Below are 24,031 nucleotides of genomic sequence, written 5' to 3'. Positions count from 1 at the left end.
TGACGATGAATTCGTTTGCATTTTATAACCCGACCCGGATCTTGTTTGGCGCGGGGATGGTGGACAAGCTCGGCGAACAGCTGGCTTCTGTGGGCAGCAAGACGGTGTTATTGGTATACGGAGGCGGCAGCATTAAGAAAAGCGGCTTGTATGACCGCGTGCTCCGGCAGCTCGAACAAGCGGGAGTGAGTGCCGTCGAGCTGCCCGGCATCGAGCCAAATCCGCGCGTAACGACGGTACGCAAGGGCATCGAGCTGTGCCGTGCCCATCAGGTTGATTTTATTCTTGCCGTCGGGGGTGGCAGCGTGCTGGATGCGGCCAAGGCTGTCGCCGTGGGCGTGCCCTATGAGGGCGACGTGTGGGATTTCCTGATGAGAAAGGCGGAGATTCGTTCCGCTCTGCCGCTGGGGACGATCTTGACGCTGTCCGCTACCGGCTCGGAGATGAATGGCAACTCGGTGATTACGAACTGGGAGGAAAACCTGAAGAAGTCATTCGGCAGCATTCATGCCTATCCGAAATTTTCTATTCTCGATCCGACCTTGACGTATTCCGTTCCGGCCAACCAGACGGTTAACGGAATCGTGGATACGATGTCCCATGTGTTCGAGCAATACTTCAGCTTGACGGAGAATACCCCGCTCCAGGAGCGCTTGTGCGAGTCGATATTGAAGACGGTGATCGAGAACGGAGAGAAGGCGCTGGCCGAGCCCGATAATTACGAAGCGCGCGCTAACCTGATGCTGTGCAGCACTTATGCGCTGAATGGCGGAATGATCAGTGTGGGGATGGAGCAGGACTGGGCTACGCATATGATCGAGCATGAAGTCAGCGCGCTGTACGACATCGCGCATGCGGCCGGTTTGGCTGTGCTGTTCCCTAACTGGATGAGTTACGTGCACGGCGAGCGGCTGGATCGCTTCGTCCAATATGCGGTACGGGTGTGGGATATCGACCCGGACGGAAAGTCCGATGAAGAAGTCGCACGCGCCGGCATCGAAGCCACTCGGAATTATTTCACACGGATCGGCGCCCCATCGCGGCTTGGCGAGCTGAACATCGGCAGCGAGCAGTTGGAGAGAATGGCCGAGGAGACGGTCCGTTTCGGCCCTGTCGGCTCCTTCCGCAAGCTGCAAGCCGGCGATGTCCTTGAAATTCTCAAGTCGAGTCTGTAGTCTGGCTTAGGTATGAACAGGACAGAGCCGGGACGTCTTAATCGGGCACTTTTTATTACAGTCACGCTGCTTTTCTGGTGCTCGCTCTATGTGTACATGCCGGTGTTGTCGCCCTATCTGGAGCATCTGGGGATGTCTTATACCTGGATAGGCATCGTGCTGGGCAGCTATGGCTTTACGCAGATCGTGCTCAGGCTCCCGCTGGGCATTGCCTCTGACCGGATGAAGAAGCGCAAGCCTTACGTGGTCATTGGCATGCTGACGGTCAGCCTGAGCTGCGTATGCTTCGCCATGGGGGAACAGCTGGAATGGGCGCTTGCCGGCCGCATCATGGCAGGCATCGCCGCATCGACGTGGGTGGCATTCACGGTCATGTATGCGGGGATGTACGCCAAGGAGCAGGCAACGCGCGCGATGGGAACGATCAGTTTGCTGATCGCTGCGGGACAGTTGCTGGGCATGGCCATCAGCGGCATGCTTGTCGATGCCGGCGGCTACGGTCTGACGTTCAAGATGGGAGCGGGGATCGGTCTGCTTGGATTTGCCCTGTCTTTCTTCCTGAAGGAAACCCAGGGAGAGCCGTCAAGACCGGCGATGAGCTATAGCGACTTATGGCCGGTGATGAAGGACCGGCTGCTGTGGAAGGTGTCGATGCTGTCCATCTTGGCCCATTGCGTATTATTTATTACCATGTTCGGCTTTACGCCGTCCTATGCAATATATTTGGGCGCTGACGAGGTCGGACTTACGGTGCTGGTTCTGGCGTTTATGATTCCTCATGCGCTGACGGCATATATGTCGGGACGCGTCTTTGCGCCGAGATTCGGGGCCTGGCAGATCGTATTTACCGGCTTCCTCGTCAGTGCGCTTTGCTCGGCAGCGACGTCGCTGGTTCCCGGCTTCGCTCTGCTTGTGATCACGCAGGCCTTGAATGGCGCGGTCCAAGGGCTTCACTTTCCCTTGCTGCTCGGCCTGTCGATCGAGCATATCGAGGAAGAGAAGCGCGCTACGGCGATGGGCTTTTACCAGGCGGTTTATGCCATCGGGATGTTTGCGGGACCCTTCGTAGCCGGGAGCCTGAACGAATGGGGCGGCTTGAAGAGCGGCTTCTACTTGGCCGGCGTGCTGGGCTTGCTCGCCGCAGTTTTGACCAAACGCTGGTTTATAGGGCGGACAGGCAAATCCCATAGTCGAAGCAGTCATGCTGGATTCTAGCGAAAGCGCGGACGGCGTGGCGGATCGCGGATAAGAAGCGCCTCATCCGCTGCCGTCCGTTCCATGTGTCGGGGCTGTTCGGACCGGGTAAGGAGGTATAGTCCGTTTCTCTTTGCGCGAGAATAGGGGCGAAGGAGATGGTGATTTGTACATCCTGCTCATTGCTGGCTCGATCATGGTTCCGGGGGTACTGTTTATCTTTCGTTGGTTTGCTCCCCGGCTTGCGTTGTTTTTCGATGTCATGGCGATTGCCGCACTATACGGCTTTGGCTGGATCGCTACTGGCGCAATATACAAAATATTGCGGGACGACATGGTTATGATGACGGAGATTCATCGCGTATTCTACAATTCGCTATTCTTAGCGTGCGGGGCGTACCTCGGAATGTATGCCCTGTATGTCGTCCTATGGAAGCTGTTCAGCGGCTGGCGGGAGCATACTTGACCAGCGACAAAGACTTGCGCTGCACGGACTGCCGGTTTCGTTAACCGTTCATGCCGGTGTAAGGGGCAAGAGGAAAAACTGTCAAGAATCTTTCTGGCAGTTTTTTTGTTTTTCTGGCTATCCATCGTTATTGTGATGAATAACGAACTCGCTGGATAGAAAAGATGCAATTCTTAAAAAAGCTCATTTCATGGTTAAAAAACAGCATTTACTAGGAAACGGACCTGTCCTACTCTTATGGAGAGGCGTGCATGTCACCCTAGACGTAAAGGAAAGGAGTTGACTGAAAGCGATTTCACTAAGTCGGTATTATCAAAAATACGAAGGAGGCAGGATGATGAAGGAAGGTGCCAAACGAATGAATGGCAAGGGATGGAGGAGCATGACGCTGGTAGTAGCCGTAACAACGCTACTAAGCGCCTCTCCGATCACGCACGAGGACGCCCATGCGGCGACTTTTACTCACACCGGCATACTCTACAGCCAAGAGGACTTTGACCGTGCAAAGACGAACGTTGCTTCCGGAGCAAGCCCTTGGATCGAGGCTTGGGAGGTGGCCAAGCTAAGCAAGTATGCCTCGCCGACTTATACGCCGAGCGCAGTAGCTGCTCCAGCCCGGTATGGCTCAGGGGCTTCCTCCGGCAATCAGCAGCTGTTTGACGATTCCACAGCAGCGCTTACGCAGGCGATTATTTGGAAAGTATCCGACAACGCTGCCGAAGCCGCAACCGCCAAGACAAGGGCGCAGCTGATTCTCGATACGTGGGCCAACACGGTCAATACGGCGGTCGGTGGAGACGAGAATCATTTGCTGGCCGGATTGACAGCCTATAAGCTGGCGGCCGCGGCCGATATCATGCGTGCAGACGGCACTTGGGTGAGCAGCGGAAAGCTAGCGAAGGTGCAGACCATGCTCAAAACGTACTTCTATCCCCCTCTCAAGACTTTTCTCGCCAACCATCAAGGGAAAAATAACGGCACGGCCTACCCCTATTATTATAGAGGGAACCAAGATCAGGCTGCATTAATCAGCATGATGGCTATCGGCGTGCTGTGCGATGATCTGAACATCTACAATGAAGCGGTAACCGGCTATAAGAGCGGCGCATAACGGTAGCATCCATAATTATCTCAAGGTCAGCAGCTCCAATTCCAATTTTGCCCAAAATGAGGAAAGCGGACGGGATCAGCCTCATGCTCAACTGGGCATAGGGCTTCTGGCTACAATGGCCCAAATGTCTTATGTGCAGCATAAGGGAGATTCGAGCTTTGAGGATTTGTACGATTATGCAAGCAAGCTTTTGCTCAAGGGAGTCGAGTACACCGCCTCTTATAATTTAGGGAACACCGTGCCGTTTACTCCCGTATACACGTCATCCAACAATACCTGGAACCGTGTGGAATCCGTCGTCTCGACCGTCAACCGCAGCCAGAATCGCCCTGTATATACCATGGTTTGGAATCATTACAAACATGTCAAAGGGCTTGCAGACAGCACTTCGAGTCATCCGGTATACTACACCCGCCTCATGAGCTCCGCCATCTGGCCGGAATCCACTCACACCGATCATCAGCCGCTGTCGACATTAATGTACTCACGCGCCTCAAGAGCGGCCAACACATTATCCCATACCATTTCCATCAATGTGAAGGAGACGACCAATTACTTAACCGCGCCCGACAGCGGAGCGAATCCGTTGCTCGCCGATGTGTCTCTGGCTTATTACAAATCGAATGCGACCAACACCGAAAAATTTCTTGCCACTTATGTTGGAGGCGGTGCATGGACTTTGAAATCAAATGCCAACAATAAATATGTATCCGCTTCCAGTGAAACATCACCTCTACAAGCTTTGGATACAAGCGTAGTCGACAATCGAAACAAATTTCTATTTATTGACCAAGGCAACGGCGGAGTCGCCATCAAGTCGGTTGCTACCGGCAAATACATTCAAGTCGTTTCAGCCACAGGCCAGCTTCTTGCCAATGAGACGAATTTATCCTCGTCAGCGGTTAATAAATTCAGATTAATGTATCATTGAGACGGCTTTTGGGAGGCTCAGCCAGCTCAAAAATGATGTTAGGTAATGTGATATGAGTTTGGTCGAAAAGAGATACTGCGGAAAATCTGACGTGTACAGTTAGATATCGGCTAAGAATAAGGGTGTGACGCTATTTGGGGCAACGAAGAACATCCCCATGCTGTCATGCCCGATTTCTCTATGTTTTAGAATCGTTGAAATAGGGGGAATATTCTGAATCCAGACGCTTGGCCTCGTCTGCTTGAAGATATATCCCTTTGTAAACTTGTGATTTATATCACATCAAAATCATGTAAATCTGTATTAGTCGTATTGAACGAAACTACTATACAGTGTTAATTATGTCCTGGATATCCTCGTATAAACCTTGATTTCATACGTTTTTTTAGAAAAAATGTATCCAAAACACTATGCTCTACTCCCATATGCTGTTATACTGATCCCAAGGTTTTATATTCCATTCCACGATTATTTTGAGGGGGCGATAGGTGCATGACGATTCTACCCAAAATGAACGAGCTCGGCTTCTTCGAGATCAGACTGGAGTCTATCGGCGGTCTTGGGGCTAACCTGGCTGGCAAGATGCTTGCTGAAGCCGGTGTTGTGGGAAGCGGTTTCAATGGTGTCAGCTTCTCTTCCTACGGTTCGGAGAAGAAAGGCTCCCCGGTGAAGGCGCATATTCGATTCTGTGACCTGGATACGAATATCCGCGATACAACGCCGGTCGAACGGCCGCATGTCGTAGGCGTGTTTCATGAGAATCTCTCTAAAACCGTCAATGTCGTAAGCGGAATCTACGAGGATAGCGTCGTTCTGGTCAACTCCAGCAAAACTCCTGAGGAATTGAAAGAGAAAATGAAGCTGATCGGGGGCGTCGTAGCCGTAGTCGATGCGACCGGCATTTCCCTGGAGGAGAAGAACCGGGTTAACATGGCTATGCTGGGCGGCTTATTCCGTTTGTGCACCTTCCTCGACTTTGAACATATGAAAGGCATCATCCGCAAGAGCCTGGAGAAAAAATATCCCGGGGCTGTAGAGCCTGCTCTGAGGACGTTTCAGCGAGGCTACGATGAAGTGAAATTCAAGACGTTCCATCTGCCTGAGGGAGCAACCATGCCGGAGCCGAAGCGCTGGGACATCCCGGTATACGGGTATTTGACTCAGCCGATCGGCGGTATGGTCGCCAATCCGGGCAATAGCATCCTGAAGGATTTGAGCATTTCCCGCAACGGGATGATGCCGCACTTTGACGACGAGAAATGCATCCACTGCGCAGCCTGTGATACGGCCTGTCCCGACTTTTGCTTCGTATGGGATGAGCAGCCGGACAAGAAGGGCCGTCCTCAGATGTTCCTGCAGGGGATCGACTATCAGTACTGCAAGGGCTGTCTGAAGTGTGTCGTGGCCTGTCCGACGGAGGCTTTATCCTCGAATCGGGAAATGGACGGGTATGCGGAAGCGAATCGCGTAGCGCACCGTTTCCAGCTGGCGGAATAAATCATAATCTATACGGGAGAGGTGAAGGTTACTTATGGCTATCGAGATAAATAAAGAAGTGAGCACGGGTACGATCGAGCAGCGTATGGTGTACGAATCGGGCAACGAGATGGCCGCATACGCGGCGCATCAGATCAACTACCATGTGATGGGCTATTTTCCGATCTCGCCATCAACGGAAGTCGCCCAATTCCTCGATCTGATGAAAGCGAACGGTCAGCACGATATTAAGCTGATCCCCGCTGACGGCGAGCATGGTTCGGCCGGGATTTGTTACGGAGCTGCGGCAGCCGGGGGACGCGTCTTCAATGCCACTAGTGCCAACGGCTATCTGTATATGCTGGAGCAAATGCCGGTGCAGTCCGGTACCCGCTTCCCGATGGTTATGAATCTGGTATGCCGCTCGGTATCCGGTCCGCTGAACATTCATGGCGATCACTCTGACTTGTATTATGCGCTGAATACAGGATGGCCGATCCTGATGAGCCGCGACCCTCAGGCTGTTTACGATATGAATATTATGGCTATCAAGCTGGCGGAGGACCCTGAGGTGCGCCTGCCGGTCATCGTCGCTTCCGACGGTTATTTCACCTCCCATCAGAAGCGCCGGGTTCAGACGTTCGCCCATAAATCCGACGTCCATGCTTTTATCGGCGAGCAGCCGAAGCAATTCCCTCATGTGCTGGACCGCAACAACCCGATCACGGTCGGGCCTTATATGAACGAACCCGACTATATCAATAACTGCTATCAGCAGTCCGAGGCGATGTATAGAGCCGGGGACGTATTCGACCGGATCCGCCAGGAGTATAAGATCCTGACAGGCCGGGACTATCCGATCCTGGATCTATACCGGATGGATGATGCGGAGGTTGCCGTCTTCCTGATGAACTCTTCATCCGAGATCATTAAGGACGTGGTCGATCAGCTGCGCGAGAGAGGGATTAAGGCGGGGTCCATCGCGCCGAACATGATCCGCCCATTCCCGGCCAAGGAAATCGCGGAGGCGCTGAAGACTGTGAAGGCCGTTACGATCGGCGACCGCGCGGATTCTTACGGCGCTCACGGCGGCAACATGTCGCTAGAGATCAAGGCTGCGCTCTTCACGGCCGGATATACCGATACAATGGTTATCAGCCGCGTGTACGGCTTGGGCGGCAAGGATTTCTACGCGGAGGACGGGCATGCCTTCTTCCAGATGGCTTTGGATGCCGTGGATGCGGGGAGCGTGGCGGTACCTTTCGACTACTACGGCCATACGCCGGGCGACCCGAACAAGAAGCCGCAGCGCGTTATAGAGCCGATGAAATATGAAGACCTGACAACGGGCCTGATCACCGTCAATAAAGATGAGGCAACCGGGCAGCTGAAAGTCAAGGTTCCGCCGATCCGTCAGCTGACCAAGAAGCCGAAGCGGCTTGCTCCGGGACACGGCGCTTGTCCGGGGTGCGGCATTTTCTCCGGTCTGGAGTTATTCTTCAAAGGAATCGAAGGGGATATCGTTGCCTTGTTCCATACGGGCTGTGCCATGGTCGTTACGACCGGCTATCCGTATTCATCCCATAAAGCAACTTATATCCATAACCTGTTCCAAAGCGGTGCGGCCACTCTCTCCGGCGTCGTAGAGATGTTCTGGGAGCGGAAGCGTCGTGGGGACCTCGATCATCTGAACCTGCCCGCCGACTTTACATTCGTCATGATTACCGGCGATGGAGGGATGGATATCGGGATGGGGCCTGCGATCGGAGCGGCCTTGCGCAATCATAAAATGATCATCCTGGAGTACGATAACGAAGGCTACATGAACACCGGGGCTCAGCTTTCGTATTCAACGCCTCTCGGCCACCGTACGTCCACGTCCAACGTTGGCAAGCACCAGGGCGGGAAGCTGTTCCATCACAAGGATACGCCTCAGATTATGGCGGCTACCAATATTCCATACGTCTTCACCGGCTCCGAGTCGCTGCCTCAGGATCTGCTGAAGAAAGCGGCCAAGGCGCAGTACTACGCTCAAAATGAAGGATTGGTCTACGGCAAGATTCTGATCACTTGTCCGCTCAACTGGCTATCCGAGGAGCAGATCGGGCAGACGCTGATCGACGAAGCCGTGAACTCCTGCTTCTTCCCGATGTACGAGGTCGAGAACGGCATCACCTCGATTACGTATAATCCGGAGGACAAGAGCAAGCGGATTCCAGTCGGAGACTGGTTGAAAAATATGGGCAAGACGAAGCATCTAACCAAGCCGGAGTATGCGGAGGCGCTCAAGTCGTTCGAGGACGAGGTGGAACGCCGTTGGAGCCGTCTTAAGGCGAAACACGAGAATCCGTATTTGTAAGGGGAAGTAGGGGACGGGAAAGGCGCAAACTCGGGTTCGAGCCTTGCGCCTTTCTTGTCCTATCCTCCATGTACCAATGGGGGATGAATCAGGAGTTTAATGTGGAGGAATCTGACATGAGCTATGTATTGAGGCATGCCGATACCGGAGAAATCGCTGCATGTCTGCAGAAGAACCACTACGACCTCCACTATTACGGGATCAGGCAGTGGGAGAGCGAGGAGGAAGCTCTGGAGCACAAGAAGCGGTTTCTGGAGCAAATTGGCCATGACGATGACCATCGCTGGCTTGTTCTTCGGCTCGACGAAGCCCGAGTTAAGCTTGGGAATGTCAAGCTGAAAAACGACCCTTCCCGCCGTCTGATTATGCATCCCGAGGGTGCGCTGGAAGCTGACCGCCGATAAATGCTACAATTTTGGCAATCACAAAGGAACAAGGAGAGCGAGGATGACGAACCCTTTTGTCAAGTTTGAGCAAGCGGCTTCGGAAGACGAACTGCAGCAGTTTCAGCAGATGATCGTAGAAGGCGGTTTTACGGCTTTTCGGCGTTTCCTTGATGGCTTTCGAATCAAGCTGAAGGAATATGTGGACGAGGAATACGCAGAAATGTCGGATCGAATTGCCGCCGCCAAACGATTATTTCCGGAGCCCGCTCGCTTCAGCCCATCCTGGGCGCACATATGGGACGAGTTTGAAGCGATCCATACTTATAAGCGTACCGTTCTGGAAACGATCGCTACGGAAAACCGAGACGGAGAGTGGCAAATTCTGATCGACAATCCGTATACCAATGCCGACCTTGTTTGTTACCCTTCGTTGACTTTCCTTGAGGGGGCTTACATGTATGCCTACTTCCGCGCAGACTTGAAGCAAAATGAATTTATTCGCCTGCAGAAGATTGAAACGGTGATTCTGGCGTTCGGCAGCGAACACGTGAAAGAGCAGGAAAGGCAGTCCAAGGAGCCTTAACGCACATTAGAAGAAGGTGGAGGCCCAACGGGCTTATTCACCAAATGTAGCAAGACGAGGATATGGGAAACCATGCTCTCGTCTTGTTGGCGTGAGAATCTGTTACGGCTTCCGTAGCCATGTCGGTTCCGAGGTCAGTGGACGGGACGGTCTGGACGGGCGAATAAACCGCCTGCCGTCAGGGGACGCTATCCGCATGATCCCGATTGACAGGAAAGAGCCGCCCCTATGAATCGTTCCATTCTAATTGTCGAGGATGAACCGCATATCGCCCGGGTATTGGAGCTGGAGCTGCAGCACGAAGGGTATGAGACAGCGCTTGCCACGGACGGTACGCGAGCGCTGCCTCTTGCTCTAGCACGCAGCTGGAGCCTGATTGTGCTGGATGTGATGCTTCCCGGATGCAGCGGGCTGGATGTGCTGGAAGGCTATCGAAGCGGAGGCGGCGAGTCGCCGGTGCTTCTGCTGACGGCCAGAGATGTTACCAAAGATATTGTCCAAGGGTTCGAGTTGGGCGCCAATGATTATGTGACCAAGCCGTTCGCGATCGAGGAGCTCCTTGTGCGGATACGAAACTTGATCAAGCTGACAAGCGACAAGGAGGAGAGCGACGGATTGCTGGAGGCAGCGGACTTGACGCTGGATCCGAAGAGCCGCAAGGTGATGCGGGGCGACTGCGTCATCGAGCTGACGCCGACAGAATTCGAATTGCTTCACTATATGATGAAGCATCAGGGGCAAGTTTTAAGCCGCGAGCAGCTGATCGGGGATGTGTGGGGATACGCTCACGCCGGAGATACGAACATCGTCGATGTGTACGTTCGTTACTTGCGGTTGAAAGTCGATAAAGGATTCAGTCCGAAGCTGATCCGTACCGCACGCGGAGTAGGCTATTCGCTGACCCCTCCAAGCGTATGAGTCTAAGAACCCGGTTGATTTTGCTTTCTACGGTATGGGTGCTGCTCCTGGTCATTGTGTTCAATGTAACAATCTACTTCTACATATTGGGCAAGATGACGACCTCGGAAACCCGGCTTCTTTGGAATAAAGCGCAAGTCATCCTTCGCAATCCCGAGACTCACGATCCGGGGAGCTGGGGGAAGCCTGAGCTGCTGAACGAATTTTACGAGCCCGATATTTTGGTGCGCATCATCGACAAGGAGGGCGTCGTACGCGCCAGTGTGTCCACTAACGAGCGGCTTTCGGCATATCCTTCCGTGTATAGATCCTACTATGGGAGCGCGATGGTGAATGAATTCGGGGTTCGCATGCTCTTTGTCCAAGTGCCAATCCTCGCGCAGGGCTCACAGCTTGGCACGCTTGAGCTTGGCAAGTCGCTCAATGTGATGAGCGAATGGCTGGAGCTGCTGGGGACGGGGCTGTACATGACGACCGGGGCCGTGCTGGTAGTCGCGCTGGTGAGCGGATATTTTTACTCCCGGGTTCTTATCCGGCCGATCCGCGAGCTGCTGGACACGATGAATGAAATCAAGAAAAACCGTTATTTCGTTACGCTGAGTCCGCGATATGCTTCCCAGAAGGATGAATTGGGTCAGCTGGGGCAAACGTTTAACGACATGATCGAAACGCTGAAGGAAAAGGATGAACGGCAAAAGCAATTTGTAGCGGATGCCTCGCATGAGCTGCGTACGCCGTTGACGGTCATTGAGAGCTACGCTTCGCTGCTGCGGAGGTGGGGTGGAGAACGGCCCGAGGTTCGGGAGGAAGCGGTTCAGGCGATTCATTCGGAATCCGTGCGTCTCAAAGGATTGATCAAGTCCCTGCTGCGGCTGGCGGAGCTAGAGCGCGGGGAGGAGACGCCGTTTCACCCGGTGCCGCTGCTGCCGCTGCTGCAAGAAACGGCGGGACGGTTATCGATGGCATTCAAGCGCGATATCCGTCTGGACGTGCAGCCGGGGACTTCCCCGATCTGCCATGGCAGTCCGGAGCAGCTCAAGCAGCTGCTGATTATTCTGCTTGACAACGCGGTAAAGTATAGCGAAGACCCTGTGTATATCCGCTGCCGGGAGAGAGAAGAAGAGATCATCCTAACGGTGGAAGACAAAGGAGTGGGCATTCCCGAAGAAGAGCTTCCCCATTTATTCGAACGCTTCTACCGGGTGGATAAAACGCGGCAGAGGCGCAGCGGGGGGAGCGGGCTGGGCTTATCGATCGCCGAGCAGATTCTGGAGCGGCACGGCGGGACTATTCGCATCCAGAGCGCAGCCGGAGAAGGGACACAGGTGCAGATTACGCTGCCCAAAGCGAAATTTTAATCGTATTCTCATAATCGTTTCCGAAGGTCCGTCATGCCTGGGATCCTAGCTTTTCTGCCAGCTTCATCCAGAGGCGGCGTGTGGTATAGTGGCTTCAGGCCATGAGCCAACTCAAACCCAAGGAGGACGAAATCTTATGACGAAACGGTTCCCACAACGTCTCATTCAAACTTTCGTGTCCGTCAGCTTGAGCGCGGCGCTGCTTATGACCGGGACACTTGCCATACCTGCTGCTCCAGCCAGCGCGATGTCAAGCTCGCAAGCGAAGGATGTCATTGCTACAGCCAAGCAATATTTAAACAAGCCTTACAAGTTTGGAGCCGCTCTAGGACAGACGCGCAATTTCGACTGTTCTTCCTTTGTCTGGACGGTATTTCATAAATACGGAAAATCGCTGCCGCGTACGGCCAAAGAGTTGTCCAAAGTAGGTACTTACGTATCTAAGAGCAATCTGAAGCCGGGCGATCTGGTGTTCTTCTATTCTCCAATCCATCATGTTGGCATCTATATCGGCGATGGTAAATTCATTCATACGTACGGGAGCCCTGGCGTGACCATTACGGATATGAATAAAGACTGGTGGAAGAAAAACTATGCCACTGCACGTCGTGTGATGTAGGACAAGCTTAATGTTATTAAATAAAATCGGCCCCGTCTGGGCCGATTTTTTTGCGATGGGGTCTCGGATTACCCGATCCGATCAACGATTGTCGGTCAACTTGTCGAATGAAGTCGTTATATGTCATAATAGAGAGAAGATAGATTCAATAATGGAATAGACATTCAGAAAGAGAGCGAAGCTAATGGCCATTCGGCTTATGACTGACGGAGGCGTAGACTATCCGGCGGAGTGGAAGGAAGCAGGGACGGTGCATGGCATCCCGCTGTATGTCACCTTCGACGGGAAGCCGTTCGATGAAACCAAGGGCGGTCCAGATTTCTACCAGCTCATGAAAACGCATACGCATTTGCCCAAAACGGCGAGCCCCTCGCCGGAGGATTTTCTTCGAGCCTTCGCGCAATATCCGGAGGACGACCTGGTCCTGATCACGCTTTCCTCCTCCTTGAGCAGTACGTACACCCATGCCAAGCTGGCCAAGGAAATGGCGGAGGAAACCGGCGATCGATCGGGGAAAATTGAAGTCATTGATTCTCTGACGGCTTCGCTTGGGGCCGGACTGATGCTGTACCGTCTGCTGGAGGATATGGAGGCCGGATATTCCTTTGAGGATCTTGTGCTTCGCGCACGAAGGAGAGTTCGCGAAACCCGGACCTATTTCTATCTGGATACGCTGGAAAACGTCATTAAGGGCGGGAGGCTGGACCGGACTAAGGGAGCTATCGCTTCGGTTCTGAATATCAAGCTCGTCATGCAGGCCAGCGACGAAGGGGCGGTCGAGGTGACCGACAAGGTCCGGGGAAGAAAAAATGCCCTTACCCGATTGGTCGAGAAGCTGGGGAGCATCCATGCCGAGAAGCTGGTGCTGGGCATTGCGCACAGCAACTGTCCGGAGGATGCGATGTCCTTGAAAGAGCGCATCCTGAGCCTTTATCCTTTCGCCCATACCATTATCACCGATATGGGCCCTGTCATCGGCACTTACGCCGGGGAAAACGGGTTGTTGATCTGCTATAATTAAGTACCCGCTCTTATACATGTATGTATTCCCAAACAAGAAATGGCTGCCGGTTGACGGGCAGCTTTTTTTCTTGTCGGCTTCATGAACATCGTTCGGGCGGCTCCAGCCGTCTATATCCCTGGCATGACTTACGTTCCTGTCGATGGACATTTCCGATTATTTATGTTATGAAAGAATGAGGCCGGACAAGAAGGACGGACGCATCATTTGAAGGAGGAATCAAGCATGTCCCGGCGATTTGTTATTGAAGCGGTATTGGTTGCCATATACGGAGAACTGATGGCGCCCAGTCAGCCCGTGGAGTATTTGATCCCATACAATACGATTATGGAGCTTTATGAGATGAAGGACAGCCCGGAGCCGGTGATGCCGGAAGCGAGTGACGACGCCCATGTGAAAGGGAAAATTGTCGAGCTGATCGCCTTCTTCGACGATTCGTTCAACAAGAAGAAGCTGGAGCGTGCGCTGCAAGCTCCATGGCGGCTTAGTCCGCCGCTGCCGATTAACGAGCATGTAACGTTCACCGTCGTCAATGCGATGGAGAATGCTCAATACGGCGAAGCGATCGATCCGATCGAAACGGAGGTCATCCTGACGTCACTCCGGGAGCAGGCTCCGGTCATCACCGATCAGGTCGAATTTATGGATAAAATTATTCAGGCGGAGATCCCGGTTCAAGTATACGATGTGTACGATTTTGATTTTGCCGTAGAACAAGGGATCAGTGCCGATGATTGGATGACTCCCTAATCCAGCTTGCAAGCTTGCCTATATCTCCGGTTGCTCCGGAGATTCTTTTTTTATTTTCGCAGATTATGAAAAAAGGAAGGGGATCGACAAAGATGGACGTCTATATCATTACGGGAACGACAAGAGGACTAGGCGCCGCGCTTGCTGCTGGCTATATCCGGGAGGGAGCGGCCGTCATCGGTATGGCGCGCCAAGATGACGGTTCTCTTGGAGCGCTTGCGGCCTCGTACGGCGGCAGCTTCGAGTTTGTCCATGCCGACCTGGAGCGTTCCGAGCTTCATCCAGGGATAATGGCCGATGCGATGCAGCGCGTTCCTTTCAATGAGGCGCGGCGGCTGACGCTGATCCATAACGCGGGTATTCTAGAGCCGATCGGGCCTTTGGAGCTTGCGGACGAGCAGGGGCTCGCTCTTCATATGGCGGTGAATCTGACGGCGCCGCTCGTGCTCAGCTCGGCCTTCATCCGGCTAACGGAGTCCTACCGGGCTTCGGTTGATCGAGCGATCGTAAGTATCTCCTCCGGAGCGGGACGCAAGCCTTATGCGGGCTGGAGCGCTTACTGTGCAGCCAAAGCGGGGCTCGACATGCTGACCCGCTGCATAGCAGCGGAGCAAGGAGAGGGTCCCGGAGCGGTCCGCTGCTTATCTATTGCTCCTGGCGTTATCGATACGCGTATGCAAGAGCAGATTCGTGCGACAGAGGACGGAGTTTTCCCGGACAAGGGGAGATTCATTGAGCTGAAGGAAAGCGGGAAGCTGCAATCTCCCGAGGATACGGCCCGGAAGCTTATCGGGTTCATCCGCTCGGACGGCTGGAGGCAGGGGGCTGTGCTTGATCTGAGGGATATACAAGCCGAATCCTGATGGGCCCCGTACCGGGTTATCCGCGGGGAGAATTGTGCTGCCCAACTCGTGTATCAAAGGAGAATGGTCATGTTTGATCCTACGATTTTTGATAATTTGAAAGTAGTTATGGAAGGAAGGCTGTACGATCTGGACTCGGAGGGCAGCGTACGCATCACGGGGCGCGAGGATTTGGTTGATCTGGCCGCGATGTCTCGTACCTTCCGTATGCTGCTGCGTCAGGGGAGCGGGCATTGCCAAGCGGTTATCTCGCTATCCAGCGGACTGACCGACTTTGCGCTGGAGCGGAGGATAGCGCGTTCTGCGGACCTGCGCCCCGGTGCGGTGCTTCAGCTGATCCTGGAGCTGCCGGCGGCGTACAGCGAGCGTATCAATGCCCTGCACGACTATTTGGTCCGACTCTGGGGCGAAGAAGCCGAAGTCCGGCATGAGCTGGCGGTTTCCCTGCTGCCCGAGGCCGATGCCGAGCGGGGAAAGCCATCCTCCGTGCCGGATGCCTATCGGATAAGTATCCGGTTCGATCACAAGATCGATGAAAGTCATATCGAGGATCTGGAGCAATGGCTCGATATCGCCGCGATGTGCCTTGAGCATGTAGAAGAACGAAAAAATTGGGAATAAACCGGGAACGAAACCTCCCTTTGCTTTGTCTATTTGGTAGAGGTGATTAGCTTGGAGCCCCATTATTTGCAGCATCTGAGCCATACATCCGATAAGGATGCAATTTTACGTGAGTTAATGGAGCGTTATGGAGAAGATGTATGGCATTATGCGTTCTTTATCACGCGTAGAGCGGATGCCGCAGACGATATCTCCCAGGAGGTTTTTCTGAGCGTTTACGAAAAGATGCTCACCTTCCGAGGAGAAAGCAGTATAAAAAGCTGGCTGCTGTCGATAACTCGAAACAAATCCCTGAATGTGTTGAGAAGCGCTTTCTTACGGAAGGTGACGCTGGTTGGCGAGGTATTCCGCAAAGAAACCTCGCCGTCGGCGGAGGCGGCTCTATTCGACCGGCTGCAGACACGCAGCCTGTGGCAGCTGGTCATGGGATTGCCGCAGAAATTCCGGGAGGTGCTGGTCCTGGATGCTTATTACCGGTTCACCTCTGCCGAGATTGCCCAGCTTCTGCAAATCCCCGAAGCTACGGTCCGAACGAGGCTGTATCGGGCCCGCCGCAAAATATCGGCACAGCTCGAAGCCGGCATAGAGGGAGGCGAACGATGATGAACGAGAACAGACCTTCATGGAGCGACCAGCTTGGCGACTCCCCGTTTCTGACCAAAAAATTTAGCCGGGAACTGGCAGAAAGAATCGAGTCCGAGGCAAGGAGACGCCAGGCATCCGTCAGCAGACGGAGAAGCGGCCGCCGTGTGGCCGTCCATCTGCTCAGCGGGCTTCTGGTTGTCGGCGGATTGGTCGCTGTACCGCTGGTCGAGCCGAACAACAAGCCTCTGCCGGCGGGGGTGGGCTTCCACGGAGGAGAACGACTTGTTTATCAGAAGGACGGCCAAGCCTTGTTCGCAGTCTTTCCCGATCCCGAGCTCAAAGCGGGACGTCCGTTTGGGTATTTGTTCAGTTTCGAAGCATCCTTCTCCGAATTTCAAGGAAAGCGGCTGTCTGTGCAGGCTATCCATGAACGTACGGGAGAAGCGATAACGGCTGTAGCGGGTGTTCCCATAACAGCGCCCAGCCCAGGGTATGAGAGACTGGAGCGGTGGACGAGTTCGTTTGCTCTGCCTATCGACGGACTATGGCGGCTAGTAGTTATGCTGGACGGGCAGGAGTATGGGGATGTCATCGTCTCGGTGCGCGACGGGGATTGGGAGGCAAGTCCGCTGTTCAGTTCAGGTGGTTACCGACTAAGAGGGACGGAGGGACGGGCAGGCTTTATCGACCCCGGATTTAGAGCCGGAACGGCAAATAAATACATGTGGCATTTCTGGGGGAGCCCCGAGGCGCTTCGGGGAGAGTTCCGGATTCGAGCGGTCAGGCAGGGCTCCGATCAGCTCATTGATGTTTTTCAAGGCAGCGAGCTGGGCGGCTCCAATAACGGAGCGGATCGCCATCTGCCGGCCATGATGTCGCTTCCGGAGCCAGGCAAGTGGCGTCTGCTCGCCATGATAGACAACCGGCTGTATGACAGCATCGTGGTAGAGGTCCAGCCTTGAAAAGCCGCTGCTTGTAACGGGAAAATCATGCGGCTCCTCCGAGGAAAAATACCGGGCGATCAAGAGGGGGTTAATCCTGCTTTTCTTGACAAGCGTGTTTTATATGTCATAATGACAATATCAAACGCGGCTCAGGAGGGGTTGGACCATGCAAGAAAGCGAAACGAATTATTCGCCAAAACGATACAGGACGCCTGACGGAGCTCCGGCGGATATCGTGATCTTCACGATTACGTCTCAGGAGAAGCAGAGCGGCAAGAAGTCGCTGCCCTTGCGGCAGCTGGAGGTGCTCCTGATTCAGCGGAAGAACTGGCCTTTTGAAGGACATTGGGCGCTCCCTGGAGGTTTCTCAAGTCCTACGGAATCGATGCATGCGTGCGCGCGTCGTGAGCTTCAGGAAGAGACCGGGGTCGACTCGGTTCATCTGGAGTACTTCAATGTGTACAGCGAGCCGGGGCGAGATCCGCGGGGGTGGATGATCTCCCATGCTTTTTTTGCGCTGGTGAAGGAAGAAGCGCTGGTGGCTCGCCGAGCGGCGGATGACGCTTCCGATGTGCGGCTGTTCTCCATCGGGGAAGCGCTCGCACTGCCGCTTGCCTTTGATCATCGCCAGATCATCCGGGATGCGCTCGAACAGATCCGCCGAAGCATGATGACGACGACGATCGCCAAGGAATTTCTGCCCGAGGAATTTACGCTGAGCGAGCTGTATCAGATCATACAGACCGTCGTTCCCGAGTTCGAGGAGAAGAATTTCATCCGCAAGGTTACCTCTACGCAAAGCCGCAAGGGGATTTTGGAGGCGGTACTCGATGAGAACGGGAATCCTAAAAGCTCCAATCGCTATTCCCAGCGTGCTGCTCAGCTCTACCGCTTCACGCAGGAGGAGCCGACTCTGTCGATCTACGGGTAAGATTGCTTCAAGCAAATAAACAGCGCCCGTCCTTCGCCGGTTCATGGCGGGGACGGGCGCTGCTTCGTTGAGCCGACGGCAGGCCGCTAGGGATAGCTTAACGCCGGAGGGCAAATTCGCGAATCATCTGCTCCGTCACATGAACCCGTGTTGGAGAGATACCGTGATTCGCATGCTCGTTAATCAGGTCTGTCCAGCCATTAATGGCTTCGACCTGAACCGGGCGGCCTTCCCGGGCATCGGCCAATGCGCGGTCAATCGCAAGCTCTCTTGCCTCTTCCAGCTCCAGAAACCGCTGCAGGTGAGCGTGCTGTTTGGAAGTATGTGCGGTTATTGCTTCATGTACGTTCATGTTCATGCTCCTTCTCCTCAAGCTTTTCCATGAAATTCATGATACACTATCCGGTGTAAAGCTGACAATGACAAGAACGGGGAACTATGATATGAAAATCGAACGCATCTTAGTAACGGGGAGGCTTCACTCCGAACTCGAGCAAAGACTCAGAGCCGTGATCGGCGCCGAGCTCCGCTGCATGCCTGAGCAGGACGTGAGCGAGCAGGACCTTGCCTGGGCCGACGCCTATGCAGGCTTCCGGCCTGTTCCGGGCTTCCGGTCGGAGCAATACCGGTGGGTACACGCCTTGGGGGCGGGAGTCGATGCTTTCATCCACCGCAGGTCATGGCATCCTGCAACGGTGCTGACCCGGACCACAGGCGACTTCGGACGGCAGATCGCCGAATATTGCCTGGGCTATATGCTGGCCGATGCCCAGCGCCACGATGCGTTCCGGCACCGGCAGGCCACCCGCGAGTGGGGGCCGCAAGCCGCCGTCCCGCTGGCCGGACAATCGGCCGTCGTCTTCGGCACGGGCTCGATCGGCCAGACGGTTGCAGGCGCGCTGAGAGCGCTTGGCGTGAAGGTATGGGGAGTATCGCTGCAGGGCAAGCGGGACCCGGCATTTGACGGAAATTCCGCTCTGGAGGAGGCGACCGGCATCCTGGGTCAGGCAGACTGGCTGATTAATACGCTCCCGCTTACGGAGAAGACAGAGGCTATGTTCAATGCCAAGCTGTTCCATGGATTAAAGGACGGATGCGCTCTAATCAATGTCGGGAGAGGGGGCAGCCTCGTGGAGAAGGACCTGATCGCTGCACTGGATACGGGTCGCATCCGGATGGCTGTGCTGGACGTAGTATCCGAGGAGCCTCTTCCTGCGGAGTCTCCGCTCTGGAGCAGGGAAGAGGTCAAGATCACCCCGCATATTGCCGCACTTACGGGAGGGAGAGAGGCGGCGCTGCAACTGCTGGATACTTGCAACGCTTTGCGCCGGGACCAGATGAAGCTACCTAACCGAGTACAGATCGAACGCGGGTATTAGGTGAAGTTATTCCGAAGGAGAGAGACTATTGGCAACTAGCGACGAGCTGTTCGATATTTTCGACGAGCGGATGAAGCCGATCGGCACCGCGTCCAGGGCAGAAGTTCATGCGAAGGGATACTGGCATCAGACGTTTCACTGCTGGTTGTGGCGGGAGTGGGAGGGGGAAGTTCAGGTGCTCTTCCAGCTGCGTCACCCGGAGAAGGATATTTTCCCGGACTTGCTCGATATCTCTTGTGCCGGGCATCTGCTAACCGGTGAAAGCGTGGAGGATGGGGTCCGTGAGCTGGAAGAGGAGCTGGGAGTAGCCGCGAGCTTCCACGATCTGATTCCTTGCGGGGTGTTTGCAAGTGAAAAAGTGATCGCTGCCGACTGCATCGACCGCGAGTTTTCCCACGTCTTTCTGCATCGCCACGATCAGCCGCTCGAACAATACACGCTGCAGGCCGATGAGGTAACCGGCTTGTATGCGTTGGGGCTTGACCAACTGGAGCTGCTGGCTGCCCGGAAGCTCAGCCAGGTAGACATCCGCGGGGTGAGGCCGAGCGGGGAGGGAAAGCTGATCCCTGACATGCGGAGGGCAGACCTTGTTGATTTTGTGCTGTATCCGGAGGCGTATTACCGCCTCATAACGGATGGGATTGCCGGGCAATGGAGCGGGAAATAATAGCTGGCAGCCGTTCATTTCCCGGGTAAGCGCAGGAAATGATTTGTTTTTCGATTTTTCAGACATTTTCGACAAAAGAAGGAAGGGCCGGACTTGAAAAAAGAGGCAATCCGTCATAATCGCGTGTGTTGAAACCGCCGATCTGACAAATTGCCCTTTGATTTGAGCTTCGGTCCTATGAACCTGCCGAAGCTTAGGATGCTGAAGTGCTTTCTATGACAAGCTCGGCTAGTACGCTCTTACCCGTAGGGACAAACGTCAGCTCCTGCTTGCGATTGATTTCGTCGGGCATCGCCATCCAGGGCTCGACGCATATAAAGGGCTTCCCTTTGATCGACCAGAGGACGACGAACCGGAATGTTCCGCTGTACGTCATCTCGACATGCTGGCGGCCATCGAAGGTTACGCCGATGACCGGCTCCTTCGCATTCTGGAAGACGACAGACTCAGGCAGCTCGTCCAGATTGATAGAGCCTTCATAAGGCTTGACCTGATGATCGTTAAAGTCGAAGAGCAGGTCCGCATCCGTACGATAATGGGCTTCCTTGCGGTCCGCCAGGAAATACGGGTGAAAACCGGGATACATCGGCATAGGTTCTTCCGAGTAATTGACATATTCCTGCTCGATGGTCAGCTTGCCGTCCAGCAGGCGATACGTAAAGCGCAGCTCGAAGTCGAAAGGAAACGAGGCGAGCGTTTGTTCATTGGCGCGAAGCGTGAGAACTATAAACACGCCCCGGTCTTCACCGGTCCTCTCAACCGTCCATGCATGATTGCGGGCGACCCCGTGATTTTTGATCGAATACCGCTGCCCGTTCCATTCGTAGCTGCCCTCCGTTACAAAGCCGCTGAAGGGAAACAGCACGGGTATTCCTCCGCGAATGTTGGCCTCTGGGTCGAGCAGTGTCTCCCGCTCCAGGTAAAGTCGTTCTTCGCCGGCTGTTCCGTAGCTGGTTACAATGCCGCCGCGCGCGGGGACAATGCGGAACCAGGAACCGGTAGCGGTCTCTCGTAATTCATAGACCTTGTATGTATCCTCGTACTCATGGATTTCGTAAGCCCTCATCATCCAAACCCCCTTCTTGATCTCCACCTCGTATCTTATCATATCGGCATAAAACGTTGTCAAACCCTGCATAATTTTTGGCTCCGGGAAGATACTGGAACAAACGAGCCAAATAAAGGTGGAGTAGACATGTGCAAACGATTTTCTTTGACAACACCGCTTCCCGAGCTGTTCGAACGTTTCGATCTTCAAGATGCGCGAGTGAAGCTCCGCCCAAGGCATGATTATTCGCCCAACCGAGAGGTGCCCATTATCGTTAATGATGGCGGTAAACGGGCGCTCGAGAGCCATCGGTGGGGCCTGGTTCCATTCTGGGCCAAGGATGCCATCCTGGCGGACAGCGCAGAGATTCAGGAGAAGCGGGAGTACCGTAAGTTGTTTGCCAAGCATCGCTGCGTATTCCCTTGCGACAAATTTTATGTGTCTGCGACTATCGGGAAGCGTCAGCAAAATTTCGAGGCGGCGGCCGAGGATGGGACGACACTAGCAGTGGCTGGCTTTTATGAGATATGGCTGGATAAGCAGGGGGGCGAATTCCGCACCTGCACGATGATGACTACCGTATCGAACCGGCTGCTTTATGATTATACGGAGCGGATGCCGGCGATCTTGAAGGAAAAGGACTGGCAGGAGTGGCTGGATGAGGGGCGTAACGGCGAACCGGATTTTTTGCAGAGCCTGCTCACGCCTTTCCCTCCGGATCGCATGCGTCTTCGCGCTGCATTGGAGGAAGAATGGAATGCTTACCTGGGGTCCGGTGAAATGGAGGAAGGGGAGCAAACAAAGCCGGCGCGTGGCGTATCGCTGCTCATGTCCTCCCTGAGAAAGTAGTTGGAGCAAGTTGGCAGCTGCTCTGCGAACGGGTCATCCGCCGGACATGCTCTACCGGCAGATGGCCTTTTTGCTTCGTGCCGAGGCGATGAACCGGAACTAATGTATAGAGGGCCCTACAGGTTTGATGTTCATGAAGGATTACGCTAAGATAGTAAGGAGGGAGCAAGGTCTTGTTTAGGGAAATTAGGGAAAGCAAGACAAGGTTTCATAATTCATATTATGTCAACTTATTGGGTACGGCACGAAATCCTTTCTGCGTACCGAATAGTATGAGAACGGACTTTTCTCTGTGTAAAATCGTACGTTTGAACGAACAGGATAGAGGTTAATCCCTAGATAAAGTACAAGGTTTGGAGGGGGTCAGATGGAAAAGACGCTCCGTGCCCGATATGTGCTGCGAAAACCGATCCTACCTGCCCGGAACGGCATGCTGTTCGCAGGAACGGATTTGTCCCTTCGACGGGATATTGCCGTTTTTGTATCCGAACAGCCCAGCCGGATCGAGCAGCAAGCTTATTTGAGATTACTTCAGACGGTAGCCCATTATAATGACAACCGCTTTCTCCATCTGCTGGATGTAGGAGTCGAGGACTTGTCTATCTACGCCGTCTTGAAGGCTTATGAAGGCAATCCATTGTCCTTCCAGCTGAAGAAGACGGGGTGGTCTCTTACGGAAATGGCTGCCGCCGTCTCTGAGCTGGGCCTTGGCATTGTGGATGCGGCGAGCAAGCACATATCAGGCTTTTCGATCTTAGCGGATAATGTATGGCTGGATGAAGAAGGCCGGTTGAAGATTATCAATTATTGGGAAAAGACGGAGGACCACGCGCAAGGTGTTCGCGGCTTAGCTGGCCTCTGCTATCAGCTTGCGGCTGGCAGCGAGGCGATTCCCGCTGATGGTGAAGAGCGAGAACGCAAACTACGTGCCGCGTTGGAGGATCATGGCCAATCCGAATGGACGGAATCTTTCATCGACTTGCTCCGCCGCTCCAGCCGGGGCAGTGAGACGCTGAGCAGCTTCATCGATCAGCTAGCTGTTCTGGCCGGCAAGTCGTTGGCGGAAGAACGGCCTAATCCTTTGCTGGCAAGGGGGATGCGGGAGGCGGATGCTGCCTTCGGAACCTTGCAGCCAGCGGTATCCGCGGCGCTGACGTCGCTCAGAGTCGGGCTTGAGCCGCAGCCAGGCGGACCTGCATACCCAGCGCGTGCAGAGCTTGCAGCTAACCGGTCAAGCCAAGAATTTGAAGAGGAACAGGAAGCAGCTGAGGAGGAAAGCGAACCGCGCCGACCGGTGGTACGCCGGGTCATGCGCAAGACCTTTTTTGGGTTCGCGTTGATGGGAGTCGCGCTGGTTAGCGCTGTAGGGGTCTTCTTTCTGTTCCTGGAGCTGGGTGCCCGCTTAGGCAAGGAACCCGCGGCGGAGGTAACGGAGGGGGGCAGGAGTGTGCAGGCTGTAAGCCCGCATGCTCAAACGGCGCCGCTAGTTAGCGGCAAGGTAACCGAGCAGAAGCAGCAGCCTGCCGCTCCGCCAGTTGAGCCTGCCGAAGAGGCTGAACCTACTCTTGCCGACGATGCAACGGTACCGGCGCCGAAGCTTGTCGGACTTAATAAGCAGGAGGCGGAGAAGCGGGCATTGGACTCGGGCTTGAAGTATGAATATTTCCTCGAGAAGAATCCGAACTCAGCCAATACCGTTTTCCGTCAAAGTCCTGCTCCCGGCACGGTGCTGGCCAAAGGCGAAAGCGTATCGTTCTGGATCAGCAAGGGGCAGTAATTCCTGTTAAACCTGCACTT

General features: G+C 54.4%; 25 protein-coding genes. 23 read left to right on the top strand and 2 right to left on the bottom strand.

Going from position 1 to position 24,031, the window contains the following annotated elements; translation table 11 throughout:
• The first annotated feature begins 5 nt into the window (after window positions 1–5).
• From GSF01_RS24705 to GSF01_RS24615, 19 genes are all read left to right on the top strand, one after another.
• Window positions 6–1,175, top strand: coding sequence for an iron-containing alcohol dehydrogenase (locus GSF01_RS24705; protein WP_159887939.1), 1,170 nt, complete (start codon window positions 6–8; stop codon window positions 1,173–1,175).
• 12 nt (window positions 1,176–1,187) lie between these two features.
• Complete coding sequence (locus tag GSF01_RS24700; protein WP_159887938.1) at window positions 1,188–2,390, top strand: MFS transporter; 1,203 nt, start codon at window positions 1,188–1,190, stop codon at window positions 2,388–2,390.
• 145 nt (window positions 2,391–2,535) lie between these two features.
• Window positions 2,536–2,835 carry a hypothetical protein gene (locus tag GSF01_RS24695; RefSeq protein ID WP_159887937.1) on the top strand — a complete coding sequence of 100 codons (300 nt, stop codon included), beginning with the start codon at window positions 2,536–2,538 and terminating at the stop codon, window positions 2,833–2,835.
• A 334-nt stretch (window positions 2,836–3,169) separates the two neighbouring features.
• Complete coding sequence (locus GSF01_RS24690) at window positions 3,170–3,946, top strand: hypothetical protein (RefSeq protein WP_159887936.1); 777 nt, start codon at window positions 3,170–3,172, stop codon at window positions 3,944–3,946.
• Between the two features lie 115 nt (window positions 3,947–4,061).
• A complete protein-coding gene (locus GSF01_RS24685; RefSeq protein WP_159887935.1) occupies window positions 4,062–4,877 on the top strand; it encodes a fascin domain-containing protein in 816 nt (271 codons plus the stop codon).
• Window positions 4,878–5,369: 492 nt separating this feature from the next.
• Window positions 5,370–6,374 (top strand): 2-oxoacid:acceptor oxidoreductase family protein, encoded by a 1,005-nt coding sequence (locus GSF01_RS24680; protein ID WP_159887934.1) that lies wholly within the window; start codon window positions 5,370–5,372, stop codon window positions 6,372–6,374.
• Window positions 6,375–6,408: 34 nt separating this feature from the next.
• On the top strand, window positions 6,409–8,712 hold the full coding sequence (locus tag GSF01_RS24675; RefSeq protein ID WP_159887933.1) for a thiamine pyrophosphate-dependent enzyme: 2,304 nt from the start codon (window positions 6,409–6,411) through the stop codon (window positions 8,710–8,712).
• A gap of 116 nt (window positions 8,713–8,828) precedes the next feature.
• The gene (locus tag GSF01_RS24670; RefSeq protein ID WP_159887932.1) at window positions 8,829–9,116 is read left to right on the top strand and encodes a hypothetical protein; all 288 of its coding nucleotides are present in this window, start codon (window positions 8,829–8,831) and stop codon (window positions 9,114–9,116) included.
• A gap of 43 nt (window positions 9,117–9,159) precedes the next feature.
• On the top strand, window positions 9,160–9,681 hold the full coding sequence (locus GSF01_RS24665; protein ID WP_159887931.1) for a hypothetical protein: 522 nt from the start codon (window positions 9,160–9,162) through the stop codon (window positions 9,679–9,681).
• A gap of 228 nt (window positions 9,682–9,909) precedes the next feature.
• Window positions 9,910–10,599, top strand: a complete 690-nt coding sequence (locus tag GSF01_RS24660) for a response regulator transcription factor (protein ID WP_159887930.1) — start codon at window positions 9,910–9,912, stop codon at window positions 10,597–10,599.
• A gap of 14 nt (window positions 10,600–10,613) precedes the next feature.
• Window positions 10,614–11,957 carry a sensor histidine kinase gene (locus tag GSF01_RS24655; protein ID WP_159887929.1) on the top strand — a complete coding sequence of 448 codons (1,344 nt, stop codon included), beginning with the start codon at window positions 10,614–10,616 and terminating at the stop codon, window positions 11,955–11,957.
• A gap of 136 nt (window positions 11,958–12,093) precedes the next feature.
• Window positions 12,094–12,576: a C40 family peptidase gene (locus GSF01_RS24650; RefSeq protein WP_159887928.1), complete on the top strand. Its 483-nt coding sequence runs from the start codon at window positions 12,094–12,096 to the stop codon at window positions 12,574–12,576.
• 184 nt (window positions 12,577–12,760) lie between these two features.
• The gene (locus GSF01_RS24645; RefSeq protein ID WP_159887927.1) at window positions 12,761–13,597 is read left to right on the top strand and encodes a DegV family protein; all 837 of its coding nucleotides are present in this window, start codon (window positions 12,761–12,763) and stop codon (window positions 13,595–13,597) included.
• Between the two features lie 225 nt (window positions 13,598–13,822).
• Window positions 13,823–14,347: an ADP-heptose synthase gene (locus GSF01_RS24640; protein WP_159887926.1), complete on the top strand. Its 525-nt coding sequence runs from the start codon at window positions 13,823–13,825 to the stop codon at window positions 14,345–14,347.
• 92 nt (window positions 14,348–14,439) lie between these two features.
• Entirely contained in the window at window positions 14,440–15,210 is a 771-nt protein-coding gene (locus GSF01_RS24635) for an SDR family NAD(P)-dependent oxidoreductase (RefSeq protein ID WP_159887925.1), read from the top strand.
• A gap of 69 nt (window positions 15,211–15,279) precedes the next feature.
• On the top strand, window positions 15,280–15,831 hold the full coding sequence (locus GSF01_RS24630) for a hypothetical protein (protein ID WP_159887924.1): 552 nt from the start codon (window positions 15,280–15,282) through the stop codon (window positions 15,829–15,831).
• A gap of 51 nt (window positions 15,832–15,882) precedes the next feature.
• Window positions 15,883–16,434, top strand: coding sequence for a sigma-70 family RNA polymerase sigma factor (locus GSF01_RS24625; RefSeq protein ID WP_235941719.1), 552 nt, complete (start codon window positions 15,883–15,885; stop codon window positions 16,432–16,434).
• Complete coding sequence (locus GSF01_RS24620) at window positions 16,431–17,378, top strand: DUF4871 domain-containing protein (RefSeq protein WP_159887923.1); 948 nt, start codon at window positions 16,431–16,433, stop codon at window positions 17,376–17,378. Before GSF01_RS24625 ends, GSF01_RS24620 begins: the two co-directional genes overlap by 4 nt.
• Window positions 17,379–17,526: 148 nt before the next feature.
• Entirely contained in the window at window positions 17,527–18,291 is a 765-nt protein-coding gene (locus GSF01_RS24615; RefSeq protein ID WP_159887922.1) for an NUDIX domain-containing protein, read from the top strand.
• 97 nt (window positions 18,292–18,388) lie between these two features.
• Here the strand turns inward: GSF01_RS24615 and GSF01_RS24610 are convergent, their stop codons facing one another.
• Window positions 18,389–18,649, bottom strand: coding sequence for a DUF2533 family protein (locus GSF01_RS24610; protein ID WP_235941718.1), 261 nt, complete (start codon window positions 18,647–18,649; stop codon window positions 18,389–18,391).
• Between the two features lie 85 nt (window positions 18,650–18,734).
• Here GSF01_RS24610 and GSF01_RS24605 point away from each other — a divergent pair, with 85 nt between their 5' ends.
• The gene (locus GSF01_RS24605; RefSeq protein ID WP_159887921.1) at window positions 18,735–19,670 is read left to right on the top strand and encodes a D-2-hydroxyacid dehydrogenase; all 936 of its coding nucleotides are present in this window, start codon (window positions 18,735–18,737) and stop codon (window positions 19,668–19,670) included.
• Window positions 19,671–19,698: 28 nt separating this feature from the next.
• Window positions 19,699–20,337: an NUDIX hydrolase gene (locus GSF01_RS24600; RefSeq protein WP_159887920.1), complete on the top strand. Its 639-nt coding sequence runs from the start codon at window positions 19,699–19,701 to the stop codon at window positions 20,335–20,337.
• 193 nt (window positions 20,338–20,530) lie between these two features.
• On the opposite strand, the gene GSF01_RS24595 is transcribed toward GSF01_RS24600, so the two are convergent.
• Window positions 20,531–21,475 (bottom strand): aldose epimerase family protein, encoded by a 945-nt coding sequence (locus tag GSF01_RS24595; protein ID WP_235941717.1) that lies wholly within the window; start codon window positions 21,473–21,475, stop codon window positions 20,531–20,533.
• A 57-nt stretch (window positions 21,476–21,532) separates the two neighbouring features.
• On the opposite strand from GSF01_RS24595, the gene GSF01_RS24590 reads away from it, so the two are divergent.
• Both GSF01_RS24590 and GSF01_RS24585 read left to right on the top strand, forming a co-directional pair.
• The gene (locus tag GSF01_RS24590) at window positions 21,533–22,234 is read left to right on the top strand and encodes an SOS response-associated peptidase (RefSeq protein ID WP_159887919.1); all 702 of its coding nucleotides are present in this window, start codon (window positions 21,533–21,535) and stop codon (window positions 22,232–22,234) included.
• 367 nt (window positions 22,235–22,601) lie between these two features.
• The gene (locus GSF01_RS24585; RefSeq protein WP_159887918.1) at window positions 22,602–24,011 is read left to right on the top strand and encodes a PASTA domain-containing protein; all 1,410 of its coding nucleotides are present in this window, start codon (window positions 22,602–22,604) and stop codon (window positions 24,009–24,011) included.
• Window positions 24,012–24,031 lie beyond the last annotated feature (20 nt).

Source organism: Paenibacillus puerhi (assembly GCF_009846885.1).
GTDB classification, from domain to species: domain Bacteria; phylum Bacillota; class Bacilli; order Paenibacillales; family NBRC-103111; genus Paenibacillus_G; species Paenibacillus_G puerhi.
This window is presented reverse-complemented; position numbering and strand designations above follow the sequence as displayed.